Below are 18522 nucleotides of genomic sequence, written 5' to 3'. Positions count from 1 at the left end.
GCTAAAGACTGTGGGAGCGGGCTTGCCCCGCGAATGGCCGCAAAGCGGCCCCATCAATGTCAGGTGCGGAACCGAGCCACCAGCCCATTCAAGTCCACAGCGAGACGCGACAATTCAGCACTCGCCGCACTGGTCTGATGCGCCCCGGTTGCGCTCTGCACCGACAGGTCATTGATATTCACCAGGTTGCGGTCAACCTCCCGCGCCACCTGTGCCTGCTCCTCCGCCGCGCTGGCGATTACCAGGTTACGCTCGTTGATCTGCGCCACCGCACCGGCAATGGTGTCCAGCGCCATGCCGGCGCCACGGGCCATGCTCAAGGTCGACTCGGCGCGTTCGGTGCTGGTGCGCATCGATTCGACCGCCTCTTCGGTGCCGCCCTGGATGCTGCCGATCATCCGTTCAATTTCGCTGGTCGACTGCTGGGTACGGTGCGCCAGTGCACGCACCTCGTCCGCCACCACGGCAAAGCCACGGCCTGCTTCACCGGCACGCGCCGCCTCGATCGCGGCGTTGAGTGCCAGCAGGTTGGTCTGGTCAGCCAGGCCGCGGATCACGTCGAGTACCTTACCGATATCGCGCGATTGCTCGGCCAGGTGGGTGATCAGTTGGGCGGTGGCCTGCACATCGCCGCTCATGCGCTCGATAGCGCCCACGGTTTCCATCACCAGGTCGCGGCCATCGCCGGCCGATCGGCTGGCTTCGCCGGAGGCTTCTGAGGTGCTCACGGCGTTGCGCGCAACCTCTTCCACGGCGCTGGTCATCTCGGTGACGGCCGTAACGGCCTGTTCGATCTCATTGTTCTGCTGTTGCAGGCCACGGGCGCTCACGTCGGTGACGCAGTTCAGCTCCTCGGCGGCCGAGGCCAGCTGGGTCGCGGAGCCGGCGATCAGTTGCAGGGTGTCGCGCAGCTTGTCCTGCATGCGCGCCATGGCCTGCAGCAGGCGTGCGGCTTCGTCGGTGCCCTCGGCGCGGATGACGTGGGTCAGGTCGCCGTCAGCCACTTGTTCTGCGGCATCGAGCGCTGCTTCGATGGGCTTGACGATGCTGCGGGTGAGCAGGAAGGCGCAGAGGAATGTCAGCAGCGTGGCGGCAACCAACAGGCTAATCACCAGGGTAAAGGCGCTGTCGTACTGGCGCGCTGCAACTTCGTTGGTTTCGCGGGTCTGGTCAGTGTTGATGCGCACCAACGTTTCCATGACCTTGTTGATCTGCTCGGAGTTGGCCAACAGATCGCGATTGAGCAAGTCACGAAGCTCGTCAGTGCGGTTGGCCTGGCTCAGGCTGCGCATGCGCGCTTCCAGTTGTCGGTACTGGTTGAGCAACTGGGTGTATTGGTCGTAGGCGGCCTGCTCATCGGCTGCCCCGATCATCGGCAGGTAGGCTTGGCGCGCTTGGTCGATCTGCGCGTGGCGCTGGTCCAGCAGGTTGAGCGTATCGCGCACGGTCTCTGGCTCGCGGTTGACCAGCAGGCGATAGGACAGGGTGCGCAGGCGCAGGTTGAGCGACGTCAGTTCGTCGAGGGTCTTGATGCTGGGCACGCTGATGCTCTCGATGGCCACACCAGCATGGCGTATGTTACCCATTTGCATGAGCGAGAAGACACCAAGGCCAAGCATCAGCAGGCCGATCAGGGCAAACCCGAGCAATGCGCGCGGGGCGATATTCATGTTGCGTAGGGACATGGAAGGCGAATCCAGGCAAGTGAAGGGACGCGATCCATGCGACAGAATGTGACTTACCTGGCTATCGGTCGCAGTTGGCCAGGCTTGAGGCCTAAAGCTCAAATGAGTGAGTGCGGGGTTTGTTTACCTGACCGGCGGTTGACCCAAGTCGGAACAAGAGGCCCGATACCCTGTCAATCTGCGGGATAGAAACCTTAAGAATCCGATATTTAATGGCGAGGGTTCGCGCTTTTCTTTATCGTGTGCGCCCTTTGCAACAACCTGAGATAGACCCATGCTGGAAGCCTCCCTGAATCAACTCGAGCAACTGGTCAGCGACCTGATGCAGAAAAACGCTCAACTCACCGAGCAGAACACCGCCCTTGGCCAGGAACTGGCCCAGGCCAAGGAAGAAAACGAAACCCTGCAGCTGTCGCTGATGGAGCAGGAAGAGAAGCACGGTGCCACCGCCGCGCGTATCCAGGCGCTGGTTGACCGCGCCAGCGCAGGTGTCGTAGGCGCATGAGGCTGCAAGCGCAGCCGATCAATGTCGTGTCGATTCTCGGCAGCGACTATTCGATCAAGGCGCCCGAAGGCCAGGAGGAAACTCTGGCGCAGGCGGTTCGCATGCTCAACACCGCCCTGGCCGAAACCAAGCGCTCCTACCCGACCCTGATCGGGGACAAGCTGCTGGTGCTGGCTGCTCTGAATCTGTGTTCCAAGCAGGTCGAACTGCAAAAGGAACACCAGCAGACGCTCGAGCGTACCCAGGCGCAGATCGACGCCACGGTGGACGCGATCGTTCGGACCATCGCCGAGCAGTAAAAAGCACCCTGCGAACCCTTGTGGGAGCGGCTTGCCGGGACGCCGGATCGCCTGCGAATGCATCGGTGAATGTACGAGCGCATTCGCGGGGCAAGCCCGCTCCTACAGTTGTTATTGGTTGTCTCAAGTTACTGGAACAACTGGATACATAAGTGTATACACTTCCTCCAAAACAATAATTGGCGGGGAGCAGGGGCATGCGTATCTGGCGTCGGAGTATCCAGTGGCAGTTGATCGCGAGCATGGGCGCCGCCCTGCTGGCGAGCATCCTGGTGGTGGTGGTGATTTTCACGGTGGCCCTCAACCGCCTGACCGAACGCTACCTGGTCGACACGGCGTTGCCGGCCAGTGTTGAAGCCATCCGCAACGATATCGAGCGCATGCTTGGTCAGCCATTGGTAGCGGCGGCGGACATCGCCGGCAACACGCTGCTGCGTGACTGGCTGGCGGCCGGTGAAGGCCCTGCACAAGCGCCACGTTTTGTCGACTACCTGCAGGCCGCCAAGCAGCGCAACCATGCCTTCACCGCGCTGTTTGTCTCGACCGAGACTGGCCATTACTACAACGAAAATGGCCTTGACCGCACCCTCAGCCGTAGCAACCCCAAGGACAAGTGGTTTTACGGCTATATCGATAGCGGCGCCGAGCGTCTGATCAATATCGACATCGATGGCGCCACGGGTGAGCTGGCCTTGTTCATCGATTACCGCGTGGAAAAGGACGGCAAGCTGGTCGGCGTGGCGGGCATGGGCCTGCGCATGACCGAGCTGTCGAAACTGATCCACGACTTCAGCTTTGGCGAGCACGGCAAGGTGTTTCTGGTGCGTAACGATGGCTTGATCCAGGTGCACCCGGACAATGCCTTCAGCGGCAAGCGCCAGCTTGTCGAACAGCTTGATGAACAGGCGGCGAAGGCGGTGATGAGTGGCGATCAGGCCCTGCGCTCCAGTCGCTTCCAGCGCGAGGGCGAGAACTACCTGGCGTTGGGCTTGCCGCTGCGTGACCTGAACTGGACGTTGGTCGCCGAGGTGCCGGAAGCCGAGATCTATGCCCAGATGCGCGAGGCGATCTGGCTTACCACTTTGATCGGTGGCGGCGTGGCGCTGCTGTCATTGTTGCTGGTGGTGCTGCTGGCACGTGGGCTGGTGCGGCCTATCCGCCGTGTCACTGCCGCGCTGGTACAGATTGGCAGCGGTGCAGGCGACCTCAGCCATCGCCTGGATGATTCGCGCCAGGACGAACTGGGTGACCTGGCGCGCGGGTTCAACCGTTTTCTCGACAGCCAGCGCGGCCTGATCGGCGAGGTGCTGCGCACAACCGAGCGCCTGCACCGGGCGGTGGAGCAGGTGACCCGGGTTGTGGACAACACCGCCGAACGCTCCGGTCGCCAGCAGGAAATGACCGAAATGGTCGCCACCGCCGTACACGAAATGGGCCTGACCGTGCAGGACATTGCCCGCAACGCCGGCGATGCTGCACAGGCCTCGCAGGCGGCGCGGGACGAAGCCCTGCAGGCGCGTGAGGTGGTGCGGCATTCGATCCAGGGTATTGAAGGCATGTCGGGCGATATCGGCAAAGCGGCGGAGGCGGTCACCCAGTTGGCCGAGGAAGTCGCCTCGATCGATGAAGTGCTGGCGGTGATCCGCAGTATTTCCGAACAGACCAACCTGCTGGCGCTCAATGCCGCCATTGAAGCTGCGCGGGCAGGGGAGATGGGGCGTGGCTTTGCCGTGGTTGCGGATGAGGTACGCACCTTGGCCCGGCGCACACAGCTGTCCACCGACGAAGTGCAGCAGATGATCCAGCGCCTCAAGCAAGGGGCCGGTTCAGCAGTGACGTCGATGCAGGCGGGGCAGCAGGCGACCGGCAGTGGTGTGCAGTCGAGCCAGCGTACGGGGGCTTCGTTGGGGGCGATCACCGACCAGGTGGAGCACATCAGCGACATGAACCATCAGGTGGCCACGGCAACTGAAGAGCAGTCGGCGGTGACCGAAGAAATCAACCGCACGGTGCAGGGGATTTCTGATTTGGCCAGGGAAACGGCGGCGGAAGTGCAGGGGTGCCGGGAGGAGTGTCAGGCGTTGCGTGGGCTGGCGGATGACCTGGCGCGGCAGATGGGCGGGTTCAAGCTTTAGATCGGTGTTGGGTGCTTCGCGGGGCAAGCCCGCTCCCACAGGACTGACACAAAACCAACTGGTGATGTGCCTGTGGGAGCGGGCTTGCCCCGCGAATGCTACGCATCAGGCGCCGATGATCGCGCGGATATCCGCAGCCAGCTCACGCACCCGCGCTTGCTCGGTATCCCACGAGCACATGAACCGGGCCCCACCGCTACCGATGAAGGTATAGAACCGCCAGCCCCGACCACGCAGTGCCTCGATGGCTGGCTCGGGCATCTGCAGGAACACCCCGTTGGCCTCCACTGGGAACATCAGCTCTACCCCCGGCAAGTCGCTCACCAACGAGGCCAGCAGCTGCGCGCAATGGTTGGCATGCGCGCCATGGCGCAGCCAGGCGCCATCTTCCAGCAGCCCCACCCACGGTGCCGACAGGAAGCGCATTTTCGACGCCAACTGCCCGGCCTGCTTGCAACGGTAGTCGAAGTCCTCGGCCAAGTCGCGGTTGAAGAACAGGATCGCCTCACCTACCGCCATGCCGTTCTTGGTGCCACCAAAGCACAGCACATCCACCCCGGCCTTCCAGGTCAGCTCAGCCGGGCTGCAGCCCAGGAACGAGCAGGCATTGGTAAAGCGTGCGCCGTCCATATGCAGGTTAAGGCCCAGTTCCTTGCAGGTCGCACTGATCGCCTTGAGCTCGTCGGGGCGATAGACGGTGCCTACCTCGGTGGCCTGGGTAAGGGTGACCACACGCGGCTTGGGGTAATGGATGTCCTGGCGCTTGAGCGCCACTTCGCGGATCGATTGCGGCGTCAGCTTGCCGTTGACGCTGGGCGCGGTCAGCAGCTTGGAACCATTGGAAAAGAACTCCGGCGCACCGCATTCATCGGTTTCGACGTGAGCGGTCTCCGAGCAGATCACACTGTGGTAGCTCTGGCACAGCGAGGCCAGGGCCAGGGAGTTGGCGGCGGTGCCGTTGAAGGCGAAGAACACTTCGCAGTCGGTTTCGAACAGCTTGCGAAAGTATTCCGAGGCGCGCTCGGTCCACTGGTCGTCGCCGTAGGCGCGGTCGTGGCCCATGTTGGCCTTGGCCATGGCGGCCCAGGCTTCTGGGCAGATGCCGGAATAGTTGTCGCTGGCGAATTGTTGGCTCTTATCTGTCATGACACGGTCCTGTGAACGACGCAGAACAGCACTCTAAACCATCGATTCAGCGGTTGCCTATACAAGCTGCTTTGAGTCGGATCTGTATCGGCCTCTTCGCGGGGCAAGCCCGCTCCCACAGTAGCCCTGCATACAGCAACCATTGTGGGAGCGGGCTTGCCCCGCGAAGAGGCCGGCAACAGCAACCCAATGGCAATGTCGTAAACGCGCCATTGCAAGGCGTGCGCAGGCATCTGACCCACCTCGGCCAGTCATACCATCGCCACAAAGGGCCGCAGTGCCTTACAGACAAGAAACGATCGCTGCCGGGAGAAACACGATGTTCAGCAAGCAAGACCAGATCCAGGGTTATGACGACGCACTGCTGGCGGCGATGAATGCCGAAGAGCAGCGCCAGGAAGATCACATCGAGCTGATCGCCTCGGAGAACTACACCAGCAAGCGCGTCATGCAGGCCCAGGGCAGCGGCCTGACCAACAAATACGCCGAAGGGTATCCGGGCAAGCGCTACTACGGTGGTTGCGAGCACGTCGACAAGGTTGAGGCATTGGCCATCGAGCGCGCCAAGCAGCTGTTCGGTGCTGATTACGCCAACGTTCAGCCGCACTCTGGCTCCTCGGCCAACGGCGCGGTGTACCTGGCCCTGCTGCAGGCGGGTGACACCATTCTGGGCATGAGCCTGGCCCACGGCGGCCACCTGACCCACGGCGCCAAGGTGTCGTCCTCGGGCAAGCTCTACAACGCCGTGCAGTACGGCATCAACACCGACACCGGTCTGATCGACTACGACGAAGTCGAGCGCCTAGCCGTCGAGCACAAGCCGAAGATGATCGTTGCCGGCTTCTCGGCCTACTCCAAAACCCTCGATTTCCCACGCTTTCGCGCCATCGCCGACAAGGTCGGTGCGCTGCTGTTCGTCGACATGGCCCACGTCGCCGGCCTGGTTGCCGCTGGCCTGTACCCGAACCCGATTCCGTTCGCTGATGTGGTGACCACCACCACCCACAAGACCCTGCGCGGCCCACGTGGCGGCCTGATCCTGGCCAAGTCCAACGAAGAGATCGAGAAAAAGCTCAACGCCGCAGTGTTCCCAGGCGCCCAGGGCGGCCCGCTGATGCACGTGATCGCCGCCAAGGCCGTGTGCTTCAAGGAAGCGCTGGAGCCTGAGTTCAAGAGCTACCAGAAGCAGGTGATCGAAAATGCCCAGGCCATGGCCGAAGTGTTCATCGACCGCGGCTACGACGTAGTCTCTGGCGGCACCGACAACCACCTGTTCCTGGTCAGCCTGATTCGCCAGGGCCTGACCGGCAAAGAGGCCGACGCCGCCCTGGGCCGTGCGCACATCACCGTCAACAAGAATGCCGTGCCGAACGACCCGCAGTCGCCGTTCGTCACTTCGGGCCTGCGCATCGGCACCCCGGCCGTCACCACCCGTGGTTTTAAAGTCGCCCAGTGCGTGGCATTGGCCGGCTGGATCTGCGACATCCTCGACAACCTCGGTGACGCCGACGTCGAAGCCGATGTGGCGAAAAACGTCGCCGCGCTGTGCGCAGACTTCCCTGTTTACCGCTGAGTGGAGTAATCGATCATGCAACGCTACTCGGGCTTCGGCCTTTTCAAGCACTCCCTCAGTCACCACGAAAACTGGCAGCGCATGTGGCGCACGCCGACGCCCAAGAAGGTCTACGACGTGGTGATCGTCGGCGGTGGCGGCCATGGCCTGGCCACGGCCTACTACCTGGCCAAGGAGCACGGCATCACCAACGTGGCGGTGATCGAGAAGGGTTACCTGGGCGGCGGCAACACCGCTCGTAACACCACTATCGTGCGTTCCAACTACCTGTGGGACGAGTCGGCGCACCTGTACGAGCACGCCATGAAGCTGTGGGAGGGCCTGTCCCAGGACCTCAACTACAACGTGATGTTCTCCCAGCGTGGCGTCTACAACCTGTGCCACACCCTGCAAGACATGCGTGATTCCGAGCGCCGCGTCAGCGCCAACCGCCTCAACGGCGTGGATGGCGAGCTGCTCAACACTGCCCAGGTCGCGGCCGAAATCCCGTACCTGGACTGCTCCAAGAACACCCGCTACCCGATCCTCGGTGCCACCGTGCAGCGCCGTGGTGGCGTCGCCCGTCACGACGCCGTGGCATGGGGCTTCGCCCGTGCTGCCGACGCCCTCGGTGTGGACCTGATCCAGCAGACCGAAGTGATCGGCTTTCGCAAGGAGAATGGCGCGGTCATCGGTGTGGAAACCAACAAAGGCTTCATCGGTGCCAAGCGTGTCGGCGTGGTCACCGCCGGTAACTCCGGGCACATGGCCAAGCTGGCCGGCTTCCGTCTGCCGCTGGAATCGCACCCGCTGCAAGCACTGGTATCAGAGCCGATCAAGCCGATCATCGACAGCGTGATCATGTCCAACGCCGTGCACGGCTACATCAGCCAGTCCGACAAGGGCGACCTGGTAATCGGTGCCGGTATCGACGGCTGGGTTGGCTATGGCCAGCGCGGTTCATACCCGGTGATCGAGCACACCCTGCAGGCGATCGTCGAGATGTTCCCCAACCTCTCGCGGGTACGCATGAACCGCCAGTGGGGCGGCATCGTCGACACCTCGCCGGACGCTTGCCCGATCATCTCCAAGACCCCGGTCAAGAACATGTTCTTCAACTGCGGGTGGGGCACCGGCGGTTTCAAGGCGACCCCCGGCTCGGGCAACGTCTTCGCGGCGAGCCTGGCCAAAGGTGAAATGCACCCGCTGGCCGCGCCGTTCTCCATGGACCGTTTCTACAACGGCGCACTGATCGACGAACACGGCGCCGCCGCCGTCGCCCACTAACCGGAGACACCGTCATGTTGCATATTTTTTGTCCCCACTGCGGCGAGCTGCGCTCCGAAGAAGAGTTTCATGCCTCTGGCCAGGCGCACATCGCCCGCCCGCTGGACCCTAACGCCTGTTCCGACGAGGAGTGGGGCACCTACATGTTCTTCCGCGACAACCCGCGGGGCATACACCATGAACTGTGGGACCACGTGGCTGGCTGCCGCCAGTACTTCAACGTCACCCGCGACACCGTGACCTACGAAATTCTGGAAACCTACAAGATTGGCGAGAAGCCACAGGTGACCGCCAACGGCAAGCAGAGCAGCGCACCGTCGACCGTCAAAGGCCAAGGGGAAACAGTATGAGCCAGACCTATCGCCTCGCCAGCGGCGGCCGTATCGACCGCAGCAAGGTCCTGAACTTCACTTTCAACGGCAAGACCTACCAGGGTTATGCCGGCGACAGCCTGGCCGCCGCGTTGCTGGCCAACGGCGTCGACATCGTCGGCCGCAGCTTCAAGTACTCGCGCCCACGCGGCATCATCGCCGCCGGTACCGAAGAGCCCAACGCCATCCTTCAGGTCGGTTCCAGCGAAGCCACCCAGATCCCCAACGTGCGCGCCACCCAGCAGGCGCTGTATGCCGGCCTGGTAGCCACCAGCACCAACGGCTGGCCGAACGTCAACAGCGACGTCATGGGCATCCTTGGCAAGGTCGGTGGCAGCATGATGCCGCCGGGCTTCTACTACAAAACCTTCATGTACCCCAAGTCGTTCTGGATGACCTACGAGAAGTACATCCGTAAAGCGGCAGGCCTTGGCCGTGCGCCGCTGCAGAACGATCCGGACAGCTACGACTACATGAACCAGCACTGTGACGTGCTGATCGTCGGCGCCGGCCCTGCCGGCCTGGCCGCTGCGCTGGCTGCGGCACGCAGCGGTGCTCGCGTGATTCTGGCCGACGAACAGGAAGAGTTCGGTGGCAGCCTGCTGGACAGCCGCGAGACCCTCGATGGCAAGCCGGCCGCTGAATGGGTGAGCGCCGTGGTCAAGGAGCTGGAAAGCCTGCCGGAAGTCACCCTGCTGCCACGCGCCACCGTCAATGGCTACCACGACCACAACTTCCTGACCATCCACGAGCGCCTCACCGACCACCTCGGCGACCGCGCCCCGATCGGTCAGGTGCGTCACCGTGTGCACCGTGTGCGTGCCAAACGTGTCGTGCTGGCTGCAGGTGCCCACGAGCGCCCGCTGGTGTACGGCAACAACGATGTGCCGGGCAACATGCTGGCGGGTGCCGTTTCCACCTACGTGCGTCGCTACGGCGTTGCCCCGGGCCGCAAGTTGGTGCTGTCGACCAACAACGACCATGCCTACCGCGCCGCGCTGGACTGGCATGACGCTGGCCTGCAGGTTGTCGCCATCGCCGACGCGCGTCACAACCCGCGGGGCTCGCTGGTCGAGGAAGCACGCGCCAAGGGCATCCGCATCCTCACCTCCAGCGCCGTTATCGAGGCCAAGGGCAGCAAGCATGTGACTGGGGCCCGCGTCGCCGCCATCGACGTTCCGGCGCATAAAGTCACAAGCCCAGGGGAAACCCTCGACTGCGACCTGATCGCCACCTCCGGCGGCTACAGCCCGATCGTTCACCTGGCGTCGCACCTGGGCGGCCGCCCGGTGTGGCGTGAAGACATCCTCGGTTTCGTGCCCGGCGACGCGCCGCAAAAGCGCGTCTGCGTCGGTGGCGTGAATGGCGTGTACGCCCTCGGTGATGTGATTGCCGATGGTTTCGAGGGCGGCGTGCGTGCCGCTACCGAAGCCGGCTTCAAGGCTACTGTGGGTGCCTTGCCAAAAGCCGTGCAACGCAAGGAAGAGGCCACCGTGGCGCTGTTCCAGGTACCGCATGACAAAGGCACCGCCCGTGCGCCCAAGCAGTTCGTCGACCAGCAGAACGACGTCACCGCTGCTGCCATCGAGCTGGCCACCCGCGAGGGCTTCGAGTCGGTCGAGCACGTCAAGCGCTACACCGCACTGGGCTTTGGCACCGACCAGGGCAAGCTGGGCAATATCAACGGCCTGGCCATTGCCGCCCGTTCGCTGGGTATCGGCATCCCGGAAATGGGCACCACCATGTTCCGCCCGAACTACACCCCGGTCACCTTTGGCGCGGTTGCCGGCCGCCACTGTGGCCATCTGTTCGAGCCGGTGCGCTTCACCGCCCTGCATGCCTGGCACGTGAAGAACGGCGCCGAGTTCGAAGACGTCGGCCAGTGGAAGCGCCCCTGGTACTTCCCTAAGGCCGGTGAAGACATCCACACCGCAGTGGCCCGTGAATGCAAGGCCGTGCGTGACAGCGTGGGCCTGCTGGACGCCTCGACCCTGGGCAAGATCGATATCCAGGGCCCGGACGCTCGTGAGTTCCTCAACCGTGTGTACAGCAACGCCTGGACCAAGCTCGACGTGGGCAAGGCCCGCTATGGCCTGATGTGCAAGGAAGACGGCATGGTCTTCGACGACGGCGTGACCGCCTGCGTGGGCGACAACCACTTCTACATGACCACCACCACCGGCGGCGCCGCCCGTGTGCTGCAATGGCTGGAGCTGTACCACCAGACCGAATGGCCGGACATGAAGGTGTACTTCACCTCGGTCACCGACCACTGGGCCACCCTGACCCTGTCCGGCCCCAACAGCCGCAAGCTGCTCAGCGAGCTGACCGACGACATCGACCTGGACAAGGACGCCTTCCCGTTCATGACCTGGAAGGAAGGCACTGTCGGCGGTGTGCCGGCCCGTGTGTTCCGCATCTCGTTCACCGGTGAGCTGTCGTACGAAGTGAACGTGCAGGCCAACTACGCCATGGGTGTGTTGGAAAAGGTCATCGAGGCGGGCAAGCAGTACAACCTGACCCCGTACGGTACTGAGACCATGCACGTACTGCGCGCCGAGAAGGGCTTCATCATCGTCGGTCAGGACACCGACGGTTCCATGACCCCGGACGACCTGAACATGAGCTGGTGCGTGGGCCGCAACAAGCCGTTCTCGTGGATCGGCCTGCGTGGCATGAACCGCGAAGACTGCGTGCGCGAGAACCGCAAGCAACTGGTAGGCCTCAAGCCTGTGGACCCGACCCGATGGCTGCCGGAAGGCGCCCAGCTGGTGTTCGACCCGAAACAGCCAATCCCGATGGACATGGTTGGCCACGTCACCTCCAGCTACGCCTCCAACTCCCTGGGCTATTCGTTCGCCATGGCTGTGGTAAAGGGCGGCCTCAAGCGCATGGGCGAGCGTGTCTACTCGCCGCAGGCCGATGGCAGCGTGATCGAGGCCGAAATCGTGTCTTCGGTGTTCTTCGATCCGAAGGGTGAGCGGCAGAACGTTTAAGGCCCTGAGAAAGGTCTGCTTGAAATGCAAGCCCTGTGGGAGCGGGCTTGGCCCGCGAATGCGATGGTGGCCTCACCGCCCTCTTCGCGGGACAAGCCCGCTCCCACAGGCCACCGCTAGCATTCGGGCATGCATGTGACCTCTGGTCTTACGGACAACAGAATTCAAGGCAGGTAACAAATGAGCGCTATCAACGTCTTCCAGCAAAACCCCGGCGCCGACGCCAAGGCCCAGTCGCCGCTGCACCACGCCGACCTGGCCAGCCTGGTTGGTAAAGGCCGCAAGAACGCAGGCGTTACCCTGCGCGAAAAGAAATTCCTCGGCCACCTGACCCTGCGTGGCGACGGTCATGACCCGGAGTTCGCCGCTGGTGTGCACAAGGCCTTGGGCCTGGAGTTGCCGGTGGCCCTGACCGTGGTCGCCAACAGCCAGATGTCGCTGCAATGGATGGGGCCGGACGAGTGGCTGCTGATCGTCCCCGGTGGGCAGGAATTTGCTGTCGAGCAAAAACTGCGCGAGGCCCTCGACGGCCAGCACATTCAGGTGGTCAACGTCAGCGGCGGGCAAAGCCTGTTGGAGCTGCGCGGTCCGAACGTGCGCGAAGTGCTGATGAAATCCACCAGCTACGATGTTCACCCGAACAACTTCCCGGTAGGCAAAGCGGTCGGTACCGTGTTCGCCAAGTCGCAACTGGTGATCCGCCGCACCGCTGAAGACACTTGGGAACTGGTGATTCGCCGCAGCTTCGCCGACTACTGGTGGTTGTGGCTGCAGGACGCATCGGCCGAGTACGGCCTGAGCATCGAGGCCTAAGGAGCGCATTACATGAGTCGGGCACCGGATACCTGGATTCTCACCGCCGACTGCCCGAGCATGCTCGGCACCGTCGATGTGGTGACGCGTTACTTGTTCGAGCAGCGTTGCTACGTGACGGAGCACCATTCGTTCGATGACCGGCTGTCTGGGCGCTTCTTCATTCGCGTCGAGTTTCGCCAGCCGGATGACTTCGACGAGGCAGGCTTTCGCGCCGGCCTCGCCGAGCGCAGTGAAGCGTTCGGCATGGCCTTCGAGCTGACCGCTCCCAATCACCGGCCCAAAGTAGTGATCATGGTGTCCAAGGCCGACCACTGCCTGAACGATTTGCTGTATCGCCAGCGCATTGGTCAACTGGCCATGGACGTGGTGGCGGTGGTGTCCAATCACCCCGACCTGGAACCGCTGGCGCACTGGCACAAGATCCCCTACTACCACTTCGCCCTCGACCCCAAGGACAAGCCCGCGCAGGAGCGCAAGGTCATTCAGGTGATTGAAGAAACCGGGGCCGAGTTGGTGGTGCTTGCCCGCTACATGCAGGTGCTGTCGCCGGAACTGTGCCGGCGTCTGGATGGTTGGGCGATCAATATTCACCACTCGCTGTTGCCGGGGTTTAAGGGCGCCAAGCCTTATCACCAGGCGTACAACAAGGGTGTGAAGATGGTCGGGGCCACGGCGCACTACATCAATAACGACCTCGACGAAGGGCCGATCATTGCCCAGGGCGTCGAGGTGGTGGACCACAGCCACTATCCGGAAGACCTGATTGCCAAGGGGCGGGATATCGAATGCCTGACCCTGGCGCGGGCTGTGGGGTATCACATCGAGCGGCGGGTGTTCCTCAACGCCAACCGGACAGTAGTTCTCTAGCAGTCTGTACCGGCCCCTTCGCGGGGCAAGCCCGCTCCCACAGGTTCACCGCCATGTTTGTAACAGTGGTGAACCTGTGGGAGCGGGCTTGCCCCGCGAAGGGGCCGGCTCATTTCTACCTGCCGTAAAAAGGTATCCCTCTGTCGTTTTCAGTCAGCGCATCCCGGCTCATCAGGCCCACAATTCCCAGCATTCCAGTACCACATGCCGCCCACGGATGGCGGCGCTTCAACCAACGCTGCATAACTACAAATCAAGCGAGGTAAGAGCATGTCTGGCAATCGTGGAGTGGTGTATCTCGGCGCCGGCAAGGTCGAAGTGCAGAAGATCGACTACCCGAAAATGCAGGACCCGCGCGGCAAGAAAATCGAGCACGGTGTCATCCTCAAGGTGGTCTCCACCAACATCTGCGGCTCCGACCAGCACATGGTCCGTGGCCGCACCACTGCCCAGGTCGGCCTGGTGCTGGGCCACGAAATCACCGGTGAAATCGTCGAGATGGGGCGTGATGTCGAACGCCTGAAAATCGGTGACCTGGTGTCGGTACCGTTCAACGTCGCCTGCGGCCGCTGCCGCTCGTGCAAGGAGATGCACACCGGCGTCTGCCTCACCGTCAACCCAGCCCGTGCTGGCGGTGCCTACGGATATGTCGACATGGGCGACTGGACCGGCGGCCAGGCGGAATACGTGCTGGTACCGTATGCCGACTTCAACCTGCTGAAACTGCCGGACCGCGACAAGGCCATGGAGAAAATCCGTGACCTGACCTGCCTGTCCGACATTCTGCCCACCGGCTACCACGGTGCTGTGACGGCCGGTGTTGGCCCAGGCAGCACCGTTTATGTCGCGGGTGCCGGCCCGGTCGGCTTGGCCGCCGCTGCCTCGGCCCGCCTGCTGGGCGCTGCCTGCGTGATCGTCGGCGACCTCAACCCCGCTCGCCTGGCCCATGCCAAGTCTCAGGGCTTCGAAGTGGTCGACCTGTCCAAGGACACTCCGCTGCACGAGCAGATCGTCGATATCCTCGGTGAGCCGGAAGTGGACTGCGCCGTTGACGCCGTCGGCTTCGAGGCACGTGGCCATGGCCATGAGGGTGCCAAGCACGAAGCCCCAGCGACGGTGCTGAACTCGCTGATGCAGGTGACCCGCGTTGCCGGCAGCATCGGCATCCCGGGCCTGTACGTGACCGAAGACCCGGGCGCGGTAGATGCTGCTGCCAAGATCGGCGCGCTGAGCATCCGCTTCGGCTTGGGCTGGGCGAAGTCGCACAGCTTCCACACTGGCCAGACCCCGACCATGAAGTACAACCGCCAGCTGATGCAGGCGATCATGTGGGACCGCATCAATATCGCCGAGGTTGTAGGCGTGCAGGTGATCAACCTGGACCAGGCGCCGGAAGGGTATGGCGAGTTTGATGCAGGTGTGCCGAAGAAGTTTGTGATCGACCCACACAAGATGTGGGGCGCGGCTTGATGCCCTGATGTAATGAACAGCCCCTCATGTTGAGGGGCTTTCTTCTGCTTGCACGTTTGAGTTTTGCACCGCGAGTACCGATCCTGGGGTATCGGTGGCCAGCAGAGCGCTGCCTATCGTCGGGTCTGTACTCAGCTCTGCCAGCGGTAATGCATCGTTGCGGAAAATGGCGAGATGCTGGTCACCGTCCTGCACGGAAACGAGCTGGTTGCCTTGATAGAAGAATAGCGTTCGATTCGCTGCTTTAGCCATGATTCAAGTCCCTGTCGCACTGGATTCAAATGGTCTGCTACACGCCCATTCTGAATGACCGCAGAGATTTTCATACTGGCAGAAATAACAGTTTTACAGCCTCTCTCAGTGCTTGTTCATAACCTGTAGGAGCGGGCTTGCCCGCGAAGAGGCCAGCCCTGCAAACCTCTTCCTCAGCGCATCATCCCCAACTCGGCATCATCCAGTAGTGCCTTGGCCATCGCGCTCAGGTAGTGGGAAGCCCAAATGAGTTGCTGGTCGCCTTCCATCACGCCGGTGAGGGTCATGTCTCGTACATAGCCCATCAGTTCCGAGGCCTGTTCGCGGGCGCTTTGGCACGGGATGCCGGGGGCGATGCAGAACAGCGGTTGAGTGTGGCCTTCGGCTTGAAAGAAGAAGGTTTTGCCCACGGTGGTTTTGGTGTCTTCGGTTGTCATTGTTCTATCCCCTGAAAGTTCTCTACTGGCTGGTCGGGCCTCATCGCGGGTAAACCCGCTCCTACAGGCTCTGCGCTGGCCGTTGCCATGCGCTGCACTTGTAGGAGCGGGTTTACCCGCGATGAGGCCAGACCAGCCAACAAATGGCTCTAGCCTTAGTGCCGCATTCGCGGCTCCGCCGGCATCTGCACCTGGATCAACGCCGCCTCAAGCAACACCCGCAGCGCTTCAAGTTCGTGCATCGTGGCCATCATCAGGATCGAAACCGGCGATTTGGGCTGCTGCAGAAGCGCCTGATGCGCGACGGTTTGGGCGCACAGCGCGTAGTCCGTGGCTTGGATTAGGGTGTCTTCGAGGGAATGGGAGGTGTGGGGTGGATCGGGGACAATCTTAAGCATGATGAATGACCTCTAATGATGCCACCACCGGCCTGCTGTCAAACAAGAAGGCGGCAGCTGTACATGGGTTGACAGACCGGTAGGTCAAACAAAACCCGGCGCACGCGAAGTGCCCCATGCACAGCTGCCATAGAGGCCAAGCCATGTGTTTGACGAAGGCGGCCTGTCAAAGCCGGTCGCTGATTTCGCAGCGACCGCCCGAGACTAGAGCCCAGCCCAGATCATCGCAATGGCTTAAGTGGCTTGGGACTGTAATTCAGAAACGTCCTACATGTAAGTGGAAAAAACTGAAGCCCAGTAGAAATTCAGGTTGGCCTCATTTGGTTGGGCTACCCATGCCTGGGTTCGATACGCTACTTCAGCTTCACTCTCCAATCAGGCTATCGATGCTGTCGCTGCGTATAAAGGCTATGCGTGCCTCCCGCTCTCTGTCGAGCCTTATAAGTCGGGCAGCATTTCGAACGCCGCCAAGTTCTTGAATGGGTATATCTCTTAAGGAATTTATGTCTTGCAGGTATGGATTCAACCCCAAGCCCAGGCTTTTTCCAAAGTTACTAGGCACGCCGGGAAGTACGCCAGCCCGAGCAGCGCCCATGGAAGCATCATTATCTTTAACGAGTGATATATAGCGATCAAGAATCGGTGCAACATGACTGCTGTTGTGCCGAGATGTATTTGAAAAGGCAGCAGCCTGACGGTACTCAAGGTTGCTGATGATTGACTCAAAAACGTCAGGTTCCCCGATTCTCTTGAAATGATCTTCTGGAGCTCGCGCATATTTGGGCGCACCTGCTTTCAATGCACTGGCATGCGAGGTGGTACGTTTCAGCGTCGAGGGCTTGAATGTGTGAGGCAGTGCCACGGCAGAATTCTTGCTCACCCTCATGGTCTGACCATTTTTCAAGTGGACAAGTGTATGACCTGTCGGATCCGTATAGTTGACTGGATCTCCGTTGCAGTACGTATAGCAATTAACTCCACCCTGTCCAAAAGGGCTGAGGTTGTCAGGTGATTGAAAACGCATGAGTCTAGGAGAGTAGGTTCTATATCCCTGCCCTAGTTGATAGGCGCCTAATAATTTGTCTATAAATTCGCCGTTGAAACCTTGCAGCGTTCGTTTGGGTGGTAAGGTTTCTGAGTGCCCAAAAACAGAGTAGGTATGGTCTTCTTTTTCTACGCCATCATGGGCGCCCATTATCGAGTTCTTTGTATCTGTCGTTAATAATTCCTGCTTTGAGTGGTTGTCGGTGGAAAGCTCGGCGAGAATATGGCTGGTGGAACGGAAGAAGGAGTGGTAATGATCATTTTTGCTTACCGTTATAAGATTGCCATTTTGGTAGAAGATGCGGGTCATGATAGTTCTCCATCACATTGATCTGATCCAATGGTGTCTAGCAGTAGGAGGGCGGAGCGGCAAGAGACTCAATTACACTACCTTTGCCCGCATCGTTCTGCCACTAGCAGAATTAACGGTCCTGCGGTTTCTGAGGCGGCATGGGCTATTGGCCGTTTTCGGCCAATTCCCTACTTCTGGTAATGCAATATTTTCATTTGACCAAATAATGAGCTATGAGTATGGTTATTCTCGAATGTTTCTAGTTTCTTTGGACAACTCTGGGCCCCAGCTTTTTTTATTTTCTTTTAGTATTGTCGTGAATTCTTCTAATTTTTTGCTGAATAGTGTAACCGCATCTTTGGGCGAATTTACTACTATTCGACCTCCGTGATTGCCATAAGCCTTGGCGGCGTTGATCAAACCTTTTTGCTCGCTGAGATATTGAAAGGCCTCTAGTTTTTGTTCCGTCTCGCTAACAGATGGCCAACGGTTGTTTGCCCTCTCTGTGACTCTGTCGAGCCCTGATTCTAAATATTTAAGCTGTTTTCTTGATAATTCGATGAAAGGGTTGTCCTGGAGCTCTGAAATGTATTGGGTGTTATTTGATGGAGGTGAATTTCGTGGTCTGTTAATTATCGAGACTTCGTCATATGTTAATCCAGGTATTGACGTCCTAGCGCTGGCGCTGGCGCTGGCGCTGGCGCTGGCCCTGGCTATGTACAGCTTTACATTCACGTGGCCGGTAGGGTCCGTAAAATTAATCGGATCCCCTGAACAATACGCATAGGCGTTGATACCGCCCTCGCCGAAAGGGCTTGAACTGTCTGGCGCTTGGAAACGGCGCAGAATGGGATTGAATGCACGGTACCCATTCCCGAGCAAATAAATATTACTATTATCAATGCGCTCGCCATTGTATCCAGTAGCCGAATATGCTGAAGGCTGCGTTGCAGCGTATCCATACGCTGTA

General features: G+C 60.8%; 17 protein-coding genes and 1 pseudogene. 10 read left to right on the top strand and 8 right to left on the bottom strand.

The window, feature by feature from the left end; all coding sequences use genetic code 11:
- Window positions 1-59 precede the first annotated feature (59 nt).
- Window positions 60-923, bottom strand: coding sequence for a methyl-accepting chemotaxis protein (locus APH34_RS30475; protein ID WP_371263329.1), 864 nt, complete (start codon window positions 921-923; stop codon window positions 60-62).
- Window positions 915-1670: pseudogene (locus tag APH34_RS30470) on the bottom strand (MCP four helix bundle domain-containing protein); the annotation flags it as partial. The pseudogene APH34_RS30470 and the gene APH34_RS30475, both read right to left, overlap by 9 nt.
- 289 nt (window positions 1671-1959) lie before the next feature.
- Here APH34_RS30470 and APH34_RS26510 point away from each other — a divergent pair.
- From APH34_RS26510 to APH34_RS26500, 3 genes are all read left to right on the top strand, one after another.
- Window positions 1960-2190 (top strand): hypothetical protein, encoded by a 231-nt coding sequence (locus APH34_RS26510; protein ID WP_054903631.1) that lies wholly within the window; start codon window positions 1960-1962, stop codon window positions 2188-2190.
- A complete protein-coding gene (locus tag APH34_RS26505) occupies window positions 2187-2489 on the top strand; it encodes a cell division protein ZapA (RefSeq protein ID WP_054903630.1) in 303 nt (100 codons plus the stop codon). Before APH34_RS26510 ends, APH34_RS26505 begins: the two co-directional genes overlap by 4 nt.
- 197 nt (window positions 2490-2686) lie before the next feature.
- A complete protein-coding gene (locus APH34_RS26500; RefSeq protein ID WP_054903629.1) occupies window positions 2687-4624 on the top strand; it encodes a methyl-accepting chemotaxis protein in 1938 nt (645 codons plus the stop codon).
- A 105-nt stretch (window positions 4625-4729) separates the two neighbouring features.
- Here APH34_RS26500 and APH34_RS26495 read toward each other — a convergent pair whose 3' ends face one another.
- Window positions 4730-5770, bottom strand: coding sequence for a low specificity L-threonine aldolase (locus tag APH34_RS26495; protein WP_054903628.1), 1041 nt, complete (start codon window positions 5768-5770; stop codon window positions 4730-4732).
- Between the two features lie 319 nt (window positions 5771-6089).
- Between APH34_RS26495 and APH34_RS26490 the strand changes: the two genes are divergently transcribed.
- The 7 genes from APH34_RS26490 (at window position 6090) to fdhA (ending at window position 15129) form a co-directional block, all read left to right on the top strand.
- Window positions 6090-7343 carry a serine hydroxymethyltransferase gene (locus APH34_RS26490; protein ID WP_054903627.1) on the top strand — a complete coding sequence of 418 codons (1254 nt, stop codon included), beginning with the start codon at window positions 6090-6092 and terminating at the stop codon, window positions 7341-7343.
- Between the two features lie 15 nt (window positions 7344-7358).
- Window positions 7359-8609 carry a sarcosine oxidase subunit beta family protein gene (locus tag APH34_RS26485; protein WP_054903626.1) on the top strand — a complete coding sequence of 417 codons (1251 nt, stop codon included), beginning with the start codon at window positions 7359-7361 and terminating at the stop codon, window positions 8607-8609.
- Window positions 8610-8623: 14 nt separating this feature from the next.
- Window positions 8624-8959 carry a sarcosine oxidase subunit delta gene (locus tag APH34_RS26480; RefSeq protein WP_054903625.1) on the top strand — a complete coding sequence of 112 codons (336 nt, stop codon included), beginning with the start codon at window positions 8624-8626 and terminating at the stop codon, window positions 8957-8959.
- Window positions 8956-11976, top strand: a complete 3021-nt coding sequence (locus APH34_RS26475) for a sarcosine oxidase subunit alpha (protein ID WP_054903624.1) — start codon at window positions 8956-8958, stop codon at window positions 11974-11976. The genes APH34_RS26480 and APH34_RS26475 overlap by 4 nt, the downstream gene beginning before the upstream one ends.
- 180 nt (window positions 11977-12156) lie before the next feature.
- Window positions 12157-12789, top strand: a complete 633-nt coding sequence (locus APH34_RS26470) for a sarcosine oxidase subunit gamma (RefSeq protein WP_054903623.1) — start codon at window positions 12157-12159, stop codon at window positions 12787-12789.
- Between the two features lie 12 nt (window positions 12790-12801).
- On the top strand, window positions 12802-13659 hold the full coding sequence (purU, locus tag APH34_RS26465; protein WP_054903622.1) for a formyltetrahydrofolate deformylase: 858 nt from the start codon (window positions 12802-12804) through the stop codon (window positions 13657-13659).
- Window positions 13660-13929: 270 nt separating this feature from the next.
- Window positions 13930-15129 (top strand): formaldehyde dehydrogenase, glutathione-independent, encoded by a 1200-nt coding sequence (fdhA, locus tag APH34_RS26460; protein ID WP_054903621.1) that lies wholly within the window; start codon window positions 13930-13932, stop codon window positions 15127-15129.
- Window positions 15130-15153: 24 nt separating this feature from the next.
- Here fdhA and APH34_RS29045 read toward each other — a convergent pair whose 3' ends face one another.
- The 5 genes from APH34_RS29045 to APH34_RS29035 form a co-directional block, all read right to left on the bottom strand.
- Window positions 15154-15381, bottom strand: coding sequence for a hypothetical protein (locus APH34_RS29045; RefSeq protein ID WP_082422900.1), 228 nt, complete (start codon window positions 15379-15381; stop codon window positions 15154-15156).
- A 173-nt stretch (window positions 15382-15554) separates the two neighbouring features.
- Entirely contained in the window at window positions 15555-15818 is a 264-nt protein-coding gene (locus APH34_RS26455) for a DUF3077 domain-containing protein (protein ID WP_054903620.1), read from the bottom strand.
- Between the two features lie 155 nt (window positions 15819-15973).
- Window positions 15974-16216 carry a hypothetical protein gene (locus tag APH34_RS26450; RefSeq protein WP_054903619.1) on the bottom strand — a complete coding sequence of 81 codons (243 nt, stop codon included), beginning with the start codon at window positions 16214-16216 and terminating at the stop codon, window positions 15974-15976.
- A gap of 364 nt (window positions 16217-16580) precedes the next feature.
- A complete protein-coding gene (locus APH34_RS29040) occupies window positions 16581-17570 on the bottom strand; it encodes an RHS repeat-associated core domain-containing protein (protein ID WP_082422899.1) in 990 nt (329 codons plus the stop codon).
- Between the two features lie 225 nt (window positions 17571-17795).
- Window positions 17796-18522: RHS repeat-associated core domain-containing protein (locus APH34_RS29035; protein ID WP_177337056.1), on the bottom strand; the 727-nt coding region annotated here is incomplete at its 5' end.

Source organism: Pseudomonas sp. NBRC 111131 (assembly GCF_001320525.1).
In the GTDB taxonomy this organism is placed as follows: domain Bacteria; phylum Pseudomonadota; class Gammaproteobacteria; order Pseudomonadales; family Pseudomonadaceae; genus Aquipseudomonas; species Aquipseudomonas ceruminis.
Note: the sequence above shows the minus strand (reverse complement) of the source record. Positions and strands in the feature narration are given on the sequence as shown.